A 13,029-nucleotide genomic window follows, 5' to 3' on the forward strand; every position below is an offset into this window, starting at 1 on the left:
ACGTGCGGAAACTTTATTGGGAGCAACCGGCGCGATCCGATAGAATGGTTTCAGTCGCATTGAATGAAGCCCAATGGAACTCTTGACCTACTTTCGCTCTGCAAGATCGGCACCGCTCGGGCGGCACATCGTGGCGCTGCTGCTGTGCGCCATTGCAGGCGCTGCTGCCGGCTCCGCTGCGGCGCAGTCGGCCAACCACATGCGCTTTACCCGTCCGCCCAACCTCGTCACCGACGATCCGTCGATCGTCTCCATGCTGCAAGACCGCCAGGGTTTCATCTGGCTGGGCGCGCTCAACGGCGGCCTGTACCGGTACGACGGCGGCGAGGTGGTCAAGTTCCTGAATGACCCCAAGGACGACAAAAGCTTGCCTGGCGAGCGCGTCAATACGCTGTTCGAAGACAAGGCCGGCAGCATCTGGGCCGGCACCACCCATGGACTGGCGCGCTTCAATCCCGAGACGAGCGACTTTACCCGCTTCGTGTCCTCAAACGCGGCCGGCAAGCACCAGGTCATCCGCAAGATCATATCGGACGGCAAGGGCGGCATGTGGCTGGGCACCTGGGGCGGCTTGCAGCACTTCGACAGCGCAACGGGCAAGTTCACGCTGTACCTGCCCAAGCCTGGCGCGCCTGATGCGATTCGCTCCGACAGCGTCGAGGCGCTGGCCTTGGACGCGCGTCTTGGCCTGTGGATCGCCCTGTATCCGAGCGGGCTGGACTACCTGGCCCCCGGCGGCGCCAGCTTCCAGCACTTCCGGGTCGACTCGCCGGAAAAACCGGACAGCGTCGTCGACAAGGTCGAGGCCTTGCAGATGGATGCCCATAACCGCCTGTGGATCGGCACCCGGCGCGGCGCCTACCGCTGGCGCGACGGCAGCGCCTGGGACACGCGCATGCGCATGCCGTCGCCCGACGTCAGGATCAACAATTTTTATCCCGCGCGCGACGGCGGCATGTGGGCCGCCACCATGAACGACGGCGTGCTGCGCTGGTCGGCCACGGCCGACGAGCCGCTCAACTACGGCTACCGGCCCAACGATCCGTATTCGCTGCCCACGCTCAGCTTCCAGTCGGTCATGCAAGACCGCTCGGGCATCTTGTGGGTCGGTTCGTACAACGCCGGCGTGATGGTGGCCAACCCCGCCAGCAAGGGCTTTGCGCGCATCATCCCGCCTGAATTGCCTTTCGGTACCCGCCAACCCAACAACACCACGGTGGCCATCGCCCCCGCGCCGAACGGGCGCATCTGGCTGGGCGGGCTGAACGGCCTGGCCTTGCTGGACCCGGAGACCGGCAAGGTTGACCAGTATCTGCGGGCCGAAGCGGGCCGACCGGGCGCGCTCGGTTCCGATACCGTGGTCAGCTTGTACCAGCAGAGCGATGGCCCACTGTGGGCCGGCACCGTGGCCGGCCTGAACCGGTTCGACCCGGCCAGCGGCAGCTTCTCCGCCATTCCCTTTCCAAATACGAACAATTCGATTACCGCGATCAGGCCCGGCTCTGGCGGCAAGCTGTGGATCACCACCAACGCCAGCGTTATCCATTACGACCCGGCCAGCGGCGAGCATCGCATTTACGCGGCCGAGAAGAACAATCCCAAAGGGCGCACCATGCTGCGCGCTAACTGCGTACTGGAAGACAGGCAAGGCCGCGTCTGGATGGGTTCGGAGTATGCCGACGGGCTCGACATGCTCGAGCTGCGCAGCGGCGTGTTCCGCCATTTTTTGCATGACGATGCCGACCGCGCCAGCATGGCCTCGAACTTCATCACCGCGCTGCACGAGGATGGCGCCGGGCGCCTCTGGGCCGGCACCGCGCAGGGCCTTAATGAAATCGTCACCGCCGCCGACGGCAAGATCAGTTTCAAGGCTTACCCGGCGGCCGGGGGCGACAAGGTGTTTTCGGTCCAGAGCGATGTGCGCGGCCATCTCTGGCTGACCACCTTGTCGGCGCTGATCCGGCTCGATCCCGCCACCGGCCGGGCCAGCAAGTATGGCGCCGCCGATGGTTTGCTGGACAGCTACCGGGTCGGCGCGGGCTATGCCGGAGCGGACGGCAAGCTGTATTTTGCCGGCGGCAGCGGCGTGATCGTGGTGCAGAGCGACGCGGTGCAGGTGGACGAAAGCGCGCCGGGCGTGTCGATTACCGACGTGAGCGTCTTTAACCGCTCGCTGACGCTGGCGCCGCGCCCGGCCGGGGTGCAATTGAGCGGGCCGGTCACCGCACCGCGCAAGCTGGTGCTCACGGCCGAGCAATCGGTGTTTTCCATTGGATTTGCGGCCCTGCAATACAGAAATCCCGGCAAGAGCACGTTCTTGTACAAGCTTGAAGGGTTCGACCGCAACTGGGTGGGCGCCGACGCATCGCACCGCAGTGCAACCTATACCAATCTCGATCCGGGAAACTATGTGTTCAAGGTCAAGGCGGCCAATGAGCGCGGCGTGTGGAGCGAGGAGGCCGCCAGCCTGGTGGTGACGGTGTTGCCGCCGTTCTGGAAAACCTGGTGGTTCCGCCTGCTTGGCGGCGCGCTGGCCGTCGCGGCGCTGGCGCTGGCCTACCGGATTCGGGTGCGCGCGCTGACGGGGTACAAGCGCAAGCTTGAGTCGGTCATTGCGGCGCGTACGGCCGAACTGGCCGAGAGCAACGCCAAGCTGGCGGCGCTGTCGCTGACCGACGGCTTGACGGGCCTGACCAACCGGCGCGGCTTCGACGCCGCCCTTGCCGACGAATGGGCGCGCGCTTGTCGCAGCGGCACGCCGGTGGCGCTGGCGATGCTCGACGTTGACCATTTCAAGTTGTACAACGATGCGTATGGCCACCAGGCCGGCGACCAGTGCCTGCGCGCGATCGCCGACGTGATCGCCGCGCACGCGCGCCGTCCCGGCGACGTGGCGGCGCGCTACGGCGGCGAAGAATTCGCGCTGCTTACGCCTGCCACTGACGGCGCGGACGCGACCGCGATTGCGCACATGGTGTGCGAGCGCATTGCCGCGCTGGGGCTGGTGCATGCCGGGTCGTCGTACGGGATCGTCACCGTCAGCATCGGCATCGGCTCGCTCATTCCCGATGCGGGCAATGGCCCTGAAATGCTGATCCGGCTGGCCGACGACGCGCTGTACCGGGCCAAGCGCGAGGGGCGCAGCCGGGCGCTATTGAACCTGGCGACCGGCGAGACCGAGTTGCCTGACGTGCCTGACGTAATCCGCTAGCGCCGGCTGGCGCGCATCACCCGCACCAGCATCTTGACGCGTTCATCCATGGCAGCTTCGTCCACCTGCGAATACCCAAGCACCAGGCCATTCCAGCCATGCTGGCGCAGGCCGGTGGCATGCGCGCTCAAGGCGCGCGCGACGATGCCCTGTTCCAGCGCGGCGGCGGTGACATCGGCGTCCACCAGCGCCGCATCGTTGAACTGCAGCGACAGATGGATCCCGGCCGAGCTGCCATGCACCGAGACCGCCTCGCCCGCGTGGCGCGCCAGCGCGGCGAGCAGCAGGTCGCGCCGGCCCAGGTACAGCCTGCGCATGCGGCGCAGGTGCATGCCGAACTGGCCGCTGCGCATGAAGTCGGCCAGGGCCAGCTGGTCGGCCACGCGCCCGTGCGGCGCCATGCGCGCCAGCACCGCGCGCAGCGGCGCCGCCAGGTTCGCCGGCACCACCATGAAACCGGTGCGAAGGGCCGGGAACATGGTCTTGCTGAAGGTGCCCAGGTAAATCACCGGTGCGTCCGGCGTCAAGCCCTGCATTGCGGGCAAAGGCGGGCCCTCGTAGCGAAATTCGCTGTCGTAGTCATCCTCGATGATCAGGGCGCCGGCCGCCTTGGCCTGCTGGAGCAAGGCCAGCCGGCGCGGCATGTCGAGCACCGTCCCGGTGGGATACTGGTGCGAGGGCGTGGTGTAGATCAGTTTGGGCTTGTACTGCTGCCAGTCGTGCGCGGTCGGCGCGATGCCGCCCGCGTCCACCGCGATGCCGATGGTGCGCAGCTGCGCGGCGCGAAACGCCCCCAGCGCGCCTACGTAGCCCGGGTTCTCGATCCACGCCGTGGCGCCGGCGTCGGCAAACGTGGCGGCGCATATTTCCAGGCTGGACTGGGTGCCGTTGGTGATAAACACCTGGCCGGCGTCGCAGCGCACCGCGCGCGAGGCGCCGAGGTAGGCGCTGATTTCCTCGCGCAGCGACAGTTCGCCCGCCACGTCGGCGTAGTTCAGTTCATGCTCGCCCACGCCGCGCCAGGCGCGTTCGAGCGTGCGGCGCCACAAGGGCACGGGAAAGGCGGCCAGCGCCGGCACGCCCGGCGCAAAAGCACCCACTTCGGCTCCCGATGCGGGCAGGGCGCGCACACCCTGCATGCGGCGCGCGATGGCGCCACTGGCCGGCGCAGCGGCGCTGCTGCGTGTCTTGGGCAGCGCCAGCGGCGCGACGACGGTGCCGCGCGGGGTGGCCAGGATCAGTCCTTCGGTCGCCAACTGGTCGTACGCATAGAGCACGGTATTGCGCGCGATGCCCAGATCGGTGGCCAGGGCGCGGCTGGCCAGCAGGCGCGTGCCGGCGGCCAGGCTGCCGTTGACAATCGCCGCGCGCAGGCAAGCGTGGATGATGCGCTGGCGCGGCCAGGCGTGCATGTTCTGGGTGTGCTCGAAACTGGTCAACAGGACCTTGTAATCCATGTGGGAGTTCGTCGAATGGCTGGAGGGGGCGAGTGTAGCGCGTTTTCGCGGCGGCCGGTGGTTCTAAAAAATGCGCACTAGTTGGCTCTATCCGTGGGCCAGCTCGCGCCGCCATCTTGCGACATGGGGAGCGCATCGGCGGCGCGCGGCCAATTGAGGTAAAGTGGTCTTTTTCATCACGAAGGCCGCCATGCGCTTAATCGGTATGCTCGACTCGCCCTATGTGCGGCGCGTTGCAATTTCCCTGGACCTGCTCGGCGTCGCGTTCGAGCACGAATCGGTCTCCGTGTTCAGCACCTTTGCGCAGTTCCAGGCCATCAATCCGGTCGTCAAGGCGCCCACGCTGGTGTGCGACGATGGCGGCATGGTCATGGATTCGTCGCTCATCTTGCAGTTCGTCGAGGCGGGCGCGGGCCGCTCGCTCTGGTCCGCCAATCCGCGTGACCTGCAGCAGGAGTTTGGCGCCGTCAGCCTGGCGCTGGCTGGTTGCGAAAAAGGCGCGCAGATCGTCTATGAACGCAGCCTGCGCCCGGCGCAAGCCCAGTATGAACCGTGGGTGGAACGTATCACCGGCCAGATGCTGGCCGCATTCGGCGCGCTGGAGCAGCAAGTGCAGCGCCGGCCGGCCGTGTTTGACGACCCGGCAAAGCAGGCCGCCATCACTGCCGCCGTAGTGTGGGATTTTACGCGGACCATGCTGGCGCCGCTGCTGCCCGCCGCCCACTACCCGGGCCTCGCGCGACTGAGCGAACGCCTCGAGCAGACAGCGCCGTTTTTAAAGTATCCGTCGGCCGGGCCGGGGGTTGCAGGCCTATGAAACGAGCCGCTTGTTAAACGAGCAGATTGTTAAACGAGCAGATTGTTAAACCAGCGGCATCTTGGCGAGCAGCTTTTCCAGCGTCAGCGGATAGTCGCGCACGCGGATGCCGGTGGCGTTGTAGACGGCGTTGGCAACGGCCGCGCCAACGCCGCACAGGCCCAGTTCACCCACACCTTTCGCCTTCATGGGCGAAGACATCGGGTCCGTTTCGTCTAGAAAAATGACTTCCTGGTGCGGGATGTCGGCATGCACCGGTACTTCATAGCCGGCCAGGTCGTGATTGACGAAAAAGCCGCTGCGCTTGTCGACGACCAGGTGCTCCATCAGCGCGCCGCCCACCCCCATCGTCATGGCGCCGATGACCTGGCTGCGGGCTGACTTGGGGTTCAGGATGCGGCCGGCGGCGCACACCGCGAGCATGCGCCGCACCCGCGTTTCGGCCGTGTAAAGATCGACGCCCACTTCCACGAAATGCGCGGCGAATGTCGACTGCTGGAACTTTTTGTCCAGGTCGCCGTATTCCATTTTGTCTTCGGCCACCAGTTCGCCCGCCTCGGCGGCCTGGCCCAGGGGCAGCGTGCGCCCGCCGGCGCTGACCTGGCCCGCCGCGAACTGCGCGTCGGCTGGCATGCCGAGTTTTTGCGCCACCGCTTCGCGCAGCTTGATGCAGGCGGCGTACACGCCGGCGGTGGCGCTGTTGGCGCCCCACTGGCCGCCGGAGCCGGCCGAGACGGGAAAATCGGAGTCGCCCAGGCGCACGACGACCTTGTCCATCGTCACGCCCATCATTTCGGCTGCGGTCTGGGCGATGATGGTATAGCTGCCGGTGCCGATATCGGTCATGTCGGTTTCGACCGTGACAACGCCTTTCTTGTCCAGGCGCACGCGCGCTGCCGACTTCATCACCAGGTTGTTCCTGAACCCGGCCGCCATGCCCATCCCGACCAGATAGCGCCCGTCGCGCGTGACGCCCGGCATGCTGCTGCGCTTGTCCCAGCCAAAGCGCTGGGCGCCGCTGCGCAGGCAGTCGATCAGGCGCCGCTGCGAAAAGCGCCGGTCCGGTTTTTCCGGGTCGACCTTGGTGTCGTTGAGGATGCGAAAGGCAACCGGGTCCATCTTGAGTTTCTCGGCCATTTCATCCATGGCGATTTCCAGCGCCATCAGGCCCGGCGCCTCGCCTGGCGCCCGCATCGCGTTGCCTTCAGGCAGGTCGAGCACGGCCAGGCGGACCGCCGTCATGCGATGCGCGCCGGCGTACAGCAATTTGGTCTGCTGCACCGCGTTTTCGGGTTGGCCGCCGGCCAGGTCGCCAGACCACGATTCGTGGCCGATGGCGCTGATCTTGCCGTCGCGCGTGGCGCCGATGCGGATGCGCTGGAGGGTGGCGGGGCGGTGCGTGGTGTTGTTGAAGATGAGCGGACGCGCCAGCGCCACCTTGACCGGGCGCTTGGCCGCGCGCGCGCCGAGCGCGGCGAGCAGTGCTTCGGCGCGCAGGAACAGCTTGCCGCCAAAGCCGCCGCCGACATACGGCGAAATCAGGCGCACCTTGTCCTTGGCGATGCCGAGCGTCTTGGCCAGGTCGCCGCGGCTCCAGTCGACCATCTGGTTCGAGGTCCACAGCGTGAGCTTGTCGCCGTTCCAGGAAGCGGTGGACGCGTGCGGCTCCAGCATCGCGTGGCTCTGGTCCGGGGTGCTGTATTCGGCGTCGAGCTTGACGGGGGCGGCGGCAAAGGCGGCGTTAAAGTCGCCCGTGGCATGGTCCGGGTTTTCCTTGTGCTTGGCTACGGCGCCGCTGTGCCGGGCGGCGGCCAGGTCAAACGCGCCGTCCGCCTTGTTGTACTTGACGTCGATCAGTTTGGCCGCCGCGCGCGCCTGCTCGAACGTGTCGGCCACCACCAGCGCGATGGCCTGGTGGTAGTGCTCGATGCCCGGGCCGCCGAGCAGCGTGGCGGTATTGAATTTGCCTTTGCCCAGCTTGCCCGCGTTCTCGGCGGTGACGATGGTGATCACCCCGGGCGCGCGCTTGGCGTGGCTGACATTGATCGACGCGATGGTCCCCTTGGCGATTGCCGCGCCCAGCACGTAGCCATGCGCGGCGTTGGGGGCAGCCTGGTGCTGCTCGTACGCGTAGGGCGCGGTGCCGGTGGTCTTGAGCGGGCCGTCGATCCGGTCATGCGCGCGGCCGACGACCTTCAACTGGTCGATCGGGTTGGTGGTGGCGGGAGTGTCGAATTTCATGGGTCAGCCTTTCTTCGCGTCGGCGAGCACCGCGGCAAGCGTGCGTTGGACCAGGGTTATCTTGAACACGTTGTCGCGCGTGGGCTTGGCGCCGGCCAGCAACTGGTCGGTCACGGCCTTGGCGCCGCCCGGCAGTTGTTGTTCCGCAGCCTCGCTGCGCCACGGCTGGTGGGCCACGCCGCCCAGGGCCACCCGGCCGCTGCCGTTGGGCTGGACGATGGCCGCCACCGAGACCAGCGCAAACGCGTACGACGAGCGGTCGCGCACCTTGCGGTAAAAGTGCTTGCCGCCCACTGGCGGGGGCAGGGTGACGCTGGTGATCAGTTCACCCGGCTCCAGCGCATGTTCAAGGTGCGGCGTATTGCCCGGAAGGCGATGGAACGATGCGATGGGAATGACGCGCACGGAACCGTCGGGCCGTACCGTGTCGACCTGGGCGTCGAGCACGCGCATGGCGACCGCCATGTCGCTCGGATGGGTGGCGATGCAGGCGTCGCTGGCGCCGATGATCGCGTGCTGGCGGCTGAAACCGCCCAGCGCCGAGCAACCGCTGCCGGGCACGCGCTTGTTGCACGGCTGGTTGGTATCGTAAAAGTAGGCGCAGCGCGTGCGCTGCAGCAGGTTGCCCGCCGTGGTGGCCTTGTTGCGCAGCTGGACCGAGGCGCCCGACAGCAGGGCGCGCGCCAGCACGCCGTAGTGGCGGCGCACGTTGGCGTCGGCCGCCAGGTCGGTATTGCGCACCAGCGCGCCCACCCGCAGCGCGCCCGAAGGCAGCTGCTCGATCTTGTCGAGGGCCAGGCCATTCACATCGATCAGGTGCAGCGGCGTTTCAATTTCCAGCTTCATCAGGTCGAGCAGATTGGTGCCGCCGGCGATGAACCTGGCGCCGGGCGTGCGCAGCGCCGCGGCCGCTGCTTCGGCCGGACTTTGCGCGCGCTGGTAGGTGAAGGCCCTCATGCTGTTCCCCCGGCCACTTCGGTGATGGCGTCGATGATGTTCGAGTAGGCGCCGCAGCGGCACAGGTTGCCGCTCATGCGCTCGCGGATTTCCTCGGCCGTCACGCGCGGGCTCTGGTTCAGGTCGGCGCTGACATGGCTCGGAATGCCTTGCTTGATTTCGTCCAGCACCGACACGGCCGAGCAGATCTGCCCCGGCGTGCAATAGCCGCACTGGAAGCCGTCGTGCTTGATGAAGGCAGCCTGCATCGGGTGCAGCTTGTCCGGCGTGCCCAGGCCTTCGATGGTGGTGATGGCCGCGCCCTCGTGCATCACGGCCAGGCTCAGGCAGGCATTGATGCGCCGGCCGTCAACGATGACGGTGCAGGCGCCGCATTGCCCGTGGTCGCACCCTTTCTTGGTGCCCGACAGGTGCAGGTGTTCGCGCAGCGCGTCGAGCAGCGTGGTGCGGGTGTCCAGTTCGAGCGCGTGGCGCTGGCCGTTCACCTGCAACGTGACCTTCGCCATGACCGGCGGTGCTGCAGCGGTAGGTGCTGCGGTAGGTGCTGCGGTAGGTGCTGCGGTAGGTGCGGCGCCATCCGACGCCAATCCGACCGTGGGCACGGCTGCCGCCGTTGCGCCCAATGCGCCTGCAATCAGCAGGCCGCGCCGGGAGATTCTGGTTTCAATGAAGTCGTCCATGTGGTGCGCATCCTTTGGCTGATGTATTGACGGCCCATGCGAGGCTTGTGGGCTGCAGTGTCCACGATTCTAGAATACATTTGGTATTTGCCTGGCACGCCTGGACTGGCGCCTCGTGGCCGAACCAGTGCGGCGCACATTCAAGCGCTCGCAACGGGCCCGTCAGTCTTCAAGGACGCCATGTCGATCACAAAGCGGTACTTGACGTCGCTCTTCAGCAGCCGTTCGTAAGCCTCGTTGATCTGGCCGATATCGATCATTTCGATGTCCGACGTGATGCCATGCTGGGCGCAGAAGTCGAGCATTTCCTGGGTCTCGGCAATGCCGCCGATGAGCGAACCGGCCACCGACTTGCGGCCCATGACCAGCGGGGCCGAATTGAGCATTGGTTCGAGCGGCCCCAGGTAGCCGACCAGCACCAGCGTGCCGTCCACGGCCAGGGTGGGGAGATAGGCGTTCAAGTCGTGCACGTAAGGGACGGTATCGATGACCAGGTCGAACTGGCCGCGCAGCGAGGCCATCTGCGCCTTGTCGGTCGACAGTGCCACCCGGTGCGCGCCCAGGCGGCGCGCGTCGTCTTCCTTGCCGGGCGAGCGGGTCAACAGCGTGACGTCGGCGCCGAGCGCCTTGGCCAGTTTCAGCGCCATGTGGCCCAGGCCGCCCAGGCCGACCACCGCCACCTTGCTGCCCGCGCCAACGTTCCAGTGGCGCAGCGGCGACCAGGTGGTGATGCCGGCGCACAGCAGGGGCGCGGCGCCTTTCAGGTCCAGGCCAGCGGGCACCTTCAGCACGAATTTTTCGGCCACGACGATGTTTTCGGAGTAGCCGCCGAAAGTGGGGCGCGCATCTTGCCGGTCGACGCCGTTGTAGGTGTAGGTCGAGCCTTCTTCGCAGTATTGCTCGTAGCCTTGTGCGCACGGCTTGCAGTGCCGGCACGAGTCCACCATGCAGCCCACGCCGACATGGTCGCCTTGCTTGAAGCGCGTGACGGCCTCGCCCACGCGCGCCACGCGCCCGATGATCTCATGGCCGGGCACCATGGGGTAGGTGGCATTGCCCCAGTCGTTGCGGGCATTGTGCAGGTCGGAGTGGCACACGCCGCAGTACAAAATGTCGATCAGCACGTCGTCAAGGCGCAGGTCGCGCCGTTCGACGCGCAGCGGGGCCAGGTCGACATCGGCCGCCGTGGCTGCGTAGGCAAGTACTTGGTTTGTCATGCTGATCCCTTTCATGTGTTCACAGGTCTTGTTGCGAATAGGAATGGCTATCGCAGCAGGGCATGGCAATAGTGTACTCGCGATAAATGCCATGATTAGGGGTGCAATCGGCATGAGCCTATGAGCTGGGCGCATGAATGGCGGGCGCCGGCAGCGCACTGACCCCTTGCGCAAGTGCCGCCGCCACTTCCGCCGCGCAGGCCCGTTGATAGCCATCGCGTTGCTGCAACCGTTCCCAGTAGCGCCGCACGGGTGCTGGAAACTCAGCTTCAACATCAAGAAACTGCGCCAGCCGCAGTGCATAGCCGACCGAGATATCGGCCATCGTGAAGCGGCCGGCGCACAGGTAATCGTGCTGCGCCAGCAAAGGCTCGAGCGTGCGCAGGCGGCCCAAAAACCAGCGCCGGTAGTCTTGCGCGGCCTGCGGCAGGCGCCGCTCGGCCGGCTCGAAGCGCTCGTAGCGCAGCACGATCGTCTGCGGAAACGTCAGCGTCGCTTCCCCGAAATGCAGCCAGTTCAAAAAGGCGCCGAAATCGGTTTCGTCGGCGCCGACCACCAGCGGCGACGGCCCGTACTTCACGCCCAGGTAATGGCAAATGGCCGCCGATTCGGTCATGCGGGTGGCGCCGTCGAAAAAGGCCGGCACCGTCCCCAGCGGATTAATTGCCAGAAAACTGCGCTCGTGCACCCGGGGCGGAAAGGCGAGCACCGTCAGCTGGTACGGCAGCTGCAATTCTTCCAGCGCCCACAAGGGGCGGAACGAACGCGCCGCCACGCTGTGGTACAGCGCGATCATCGCGCCGGCCGGCCCAGGAAGGTGCGCACTTCGGCCTGAAACTGTTCCGGCTGGTCCCACATCATGAAGTGTGCGCTGGCGGCAATGCGCTCGAGCGTGACGTTCCTGATGGGCGCATACGCTTGCCGGTAGCCGGCGTCGATGGCCGCGTCGCTCATGCCCGGTCCCTTGGACGTGACGTACAGCACCGTCACCGGAACCCCGATGCGCGGCAATTCGCCGCGCAGGTCGGTGACGACCAGCTCGTGCATGGCGCGCGCGACCAGCTCCTGGTCGCTCGTCATCGAGTCGTCCAGCGCGCCCTCGCGCATGGCGACGTTATCGATCATGCCGGCCAGCGTGGCGCTCGAGCGCACTTGGCGCGCCACGGGATCAGGCGTGTTCATCGTAGCCTTGATCGCATCGGCCACGGGCCGGATACTGTCGGCGGTGGTGCCGGGCGGCCCGAACAACGCGCCCAGGAAGGGCACCATGTCGAGCACCATCAATTTGGACAGGGCGTCCGGATGCCTTGCCGCGATCATCAAGCCAATGGTGCCGCCCATCGAGTGGCCGATCACGGCCGGGCGCACCAGGGCGCGCTCGGCGATGTAGCGCGCCACTTCCTCGGCCACGGGCGCGGCCACGAAGCCTTGCGTATTTTGCTCCGGGGCCCGCCCGGCAAAGCCGGCGACATGGACGATGTGGTAGCGGTAGCCCGGCACGGCGCGCACCATTTCGCGCCACACGCGCGGCGACGAACCCAGGCCTGGAATGAGGACTACGTCACTGCCTTGGCCCTCGGTGGTGACGCTGATGCGCCCGGAAGTAAAATCGGCGCCGAAGGCGGGCGCCAGTGTGGCGAGCGCGGCGCCAAAGACGGTGGCGAGGAAAACGCGGCGACTGAAAGTTGACATGGTGACTCCTGATTGGACCAGGACATACTCGACCAAAATGTTCCAGACTGTCAAGTTCTGCCTGAGATATCATGCAGAGCAGACGAACCATAAGGAAACACGATGACCGAAGATACGCAGCGGACCCACGCGCCCGGCTGGCTGGCCCACGAGCTGACGATGACGGTCTTGATGACGCCGGACATGGCGAACTTCTCCGGCAATGTGCACGGCGGCACCATCCTGAAATACCTCGACAGCGTGGCCTATGCCTGCGCCAGCCGGTATTCGGGCAGCTATGTGGTGACCTTGTCGGTCGACCAGGTCATGTTCCTGCAGCCGATCCATGTCGGCGAGCTGGTCACCTTCCTCGCGTGTATCAATTACACGGGCAACAGTTCGATGGAAGTGGGCATTCGCGTGGTCACTGAAAACATCCAGCAACGCGTCGTTCGCCATGCCAACAGCTGCTACTTCACGATGGTGGCGGTCGATGCCGAGCGCAAACCGGTGCGCGTGCCCACGCTCGAACCTGCCAACGACGAACAGCGCGCGCGCTGGGTCAGAGCCGAGCAGCGCAAATTGTCGCGCCAGGCGCTGCACGGGCAGCATCGGAAAATAGGGACCGGGCATGAGCGAGCGCACCAGCGTGATCTGCGCGATGCCGGCGATGCTGGCGGCGGCCTTGGCGTGCCCGGCCGCGGCCGCAACGGCGCCGATGGCTGTGACTGCCGTCGCCCCGGTCAGGCTGGTGGCGGACGACTGGTGCCCCCAGCAT

9 protein-coding genes and 1 pseudogene are annotated in these 13,029 nt (G+C 66.4%); 3 read left to right on the forward strand and 7 right to left on the reverse strand.

Annotated features, from left to right (window positions below; all coding sequences use genetic code 11):
- Positions 1 to 73: 73 nt before the first annotated feature.
- Positions 74 to 3,211, forward strand: a complete 3,138-nt coding sequence (locus ACP7BV_RS17645; RefSeq protein ID WP_426105666.1) for a diguanylate cyclase domain-containing protein — start codon at positions 74 to 76, stop codon at positions 3,209 to 3,211.
- On the opposite strand, the gene ACP7BV_RS17650 is transcribed toward ACP7BV_RS17645, so the two are convergent.
- The gene (locus ACP7BV_RS17650) at positions 3,208 to 4,668 is read right to left on the reverse strand and encodes a PLP-dependent aminotransferase family protein (RefSeq protein ID WP_426105668.1); all 1,461 of its coding nucleotides are present in this window, start codon (positions 4,666 to 4,668) and stop codon (positions 3,208 to 3,210) included. The two genes, ACP7BV_RS17645 and ACP7BV_RS17650, sit on opposite strands and share 4 nt — an antisense overlap.
- Positions 4,669 to 4,858: 190 nt before the next feature.
- Here ACP7BV_RS17650 and ACP7BV_RS17655 point away from each other — a divergent pair, with 190 nt between their 5' ends.
- Positions 4,859 to 5,485 carry a glutathione S-transferase gene (locus ACP7BV_RS17655; RefSeq protein ID WP_426105669.1) on the forward strand — a complete coding sequence of 209 codons (627 nt, stop codon included), beginning with the start codon at positions 4,859 to 4,861 and terminating at the stop codon, positions 5,483 to 5,485.
- A 45-nt stretch (positions 5,486 to 5,530) separates the two neighbouring features.
- On the opposite strand, the gene paoC is transcribed toward ACP7BV_RS17655, so the two are convergent.
- The 6 genes from paoC to ACP7BV_RS17685 form a co-directional block, all read right to left on the reverse strand.
- On the reverse strand, positions 5,531 to 7,726 hold the full coding sequence (gene paoC, locus ACP7BV_RS17660) for an aldehyde oxidoreductase molybdenum-binding subunit PaoC (protein WP_426105670.1): 2,196 nt from the start codon (positions 7,724 to 7,726) through the stop codon (positions 5,531 to 5,533).
- A gap of 3 nt (positions 7,727 to 7,729) precedes the next feature.
- The gene (locus tag ACP7BV_RS17665; RefSeq protein WP_426105672.1) at positions 7,730 to 8,683 is read right to left on the reverse strand and encodes an FAD binding domain-containing protein; all 954 of its coding nucleotides are present in this window, start codon (positions 8,681 to 8,683) and stop codon (positions 7,730 to 7,732) included.
- Positions 8,680 to 9,363: an aldehyde dehydrogenase iron-sulfur subunit PaoA gene (gene paoA / locus ACP7BV_RS17670; protein ID WP_426105674.1), complete on the reverse strand. Its 684-nt coding sequence runs from the start codon at positions 9,361 to 9,363 to the stop codon at positions 8,680 to 8,682. The genes ACP7BV_RS17665 and paoA overlap by 4 nt, the downstream gene beginning before the upstream one ends.
- A gap of 140 nt (positions 9,364 to 9,503) precedes the next feature.
- Positions 9,504 to 10,580: an NAD(P)-dependent alcohol dehydrogenase gene (locus ACP7BV_RS17675; protein WP_426105675.1), complete on the reverse strand. Its 1,077-nt coding sequence runs from the start codon at positions 10,578 to 10,580 to the stop codon at positions 9,504 to 9,506.
- A 118-nt stretch (positions 10,581 to 10,698) separates the two neighbouring features.
- Entirely contained in the window at positions 10,699 to 11,376 is a 678-nt protein-coding gene (locus tag ACP7BV_RS17680) for a glutathione S-transferase family protein (protein WP_426105677.1), read from the reverse strand.
- The gene (locus ACP7BV_RS17685) at positions 11,373 to 12,272 is read right to left on the reverse strand and encodes an alpha/beta fold hydrolase (RefSeq protein WP_426105678.1); all 900 of its coding nucleotides are present in this window, start codon (positions 12,270 to 12,272) and stop codon (positions 11,373 to 11,375) included. Before ACP7BV_RS17685 ends, ACP7BV_RS17680 begins: the two co-directional genes overlap by 4 nt.
- A 102-nt stretch (positions 12,273 to 12,374) precedes the next feature.
- Here ACP7BV_RS17685 and ACP7BV_RS17690 point away from each other — a divergent pair.
- Positions 12,375 to 12,869 (forward strand): annotated as a pseudogene (locus ACP7BV_RS17690) (acyl-CoA thioesterase); the annotation flags it as partial.
- Between the last annotated feature and the right edge of the window lie 160 nt (positions 12,870 to 13,029).

It is taken from the genome of Massilia sp. TSP1-1-2, assembly GCF_049896185.1.
In the GTDB taxonomy this organism is placed as follows: Bacteria; Pseudomonadota; Gammaproteobacteria; order Burkholderiales; family Burkholderiaceae_D; genus Telluria_A.

What these genes read in the sequence shown, in the direction of transcription:
- ACP7BV_RS17645 (WP_426105666.1), top strand. Translation starts at nt 74, where the DNA reads ATGGAACTCTTGACCTACTTTCGCTCTGCAAGATCGGCACCGCTCGGG.
- ACP7BV_RS17665 (WP_426105672.1), bottom strand. Translation starts at nt 8,683, where the DNA reads ATGAGGGCCTTCACCTACCAGCGCGCGCAAAGTCCGGCCGAAGCAGCG.
- ACP7BV_RS17650 (WP_426105668.1), bottom strand. Translation starts at nt 4,668, where the DNA reads ATGGATTACAAGGTCCTGTTGACCAGTTTCGAGCACACCCAGAACATG.
- ACP7BV_RS17685 (WP_426105678.1), bottom strand. Translation starts at nt 12,272, where the DNA reads ATGTCAACTTTCAGTCGCCGCGTTTTCCTCGCCACCGTCTTTGGCGCC.
- ACP7BV_RS17655 (WP_426105669.1), top strand. Translation starts at nt 4,859, where the DNA reads ATGCGCTTAATCGGTATGCTCGACTCGCCCTATGTGCGGCGCGTTGCA.
- paoC (WP_426105670.1), bottom strand. Translation starts at nt 7,726, where the DNA reads ATGAAATTCGACACTCCCGCCACCACCAACCCGATCGACCAGTTGAAG.
- ACP7BV_RS17675 (WP_426105675.1), bottom strand. Translation starts at nt 10,580, where the DNA reads ATGACAAACCAAGTACTTGCCTACGCAGCCACGGCGGCCGATGTCGAC.
- ACP7BV_RS17680 (WP_426105677.1), bottom strand. Translation starts at nt 11,376, where the DNA reads ATGATCGCGCTGTACCACAGCGTGGCGGCGCGTTCGTTCCGCCCCTTG.
- paoA (WP_426105674.1), bottom strand. Translation starts at nt 9,363, where the DNA reads ATGGACGACTTCATTGAAACCAGAATCTCCCGGCGCGGCCTGCTGATT.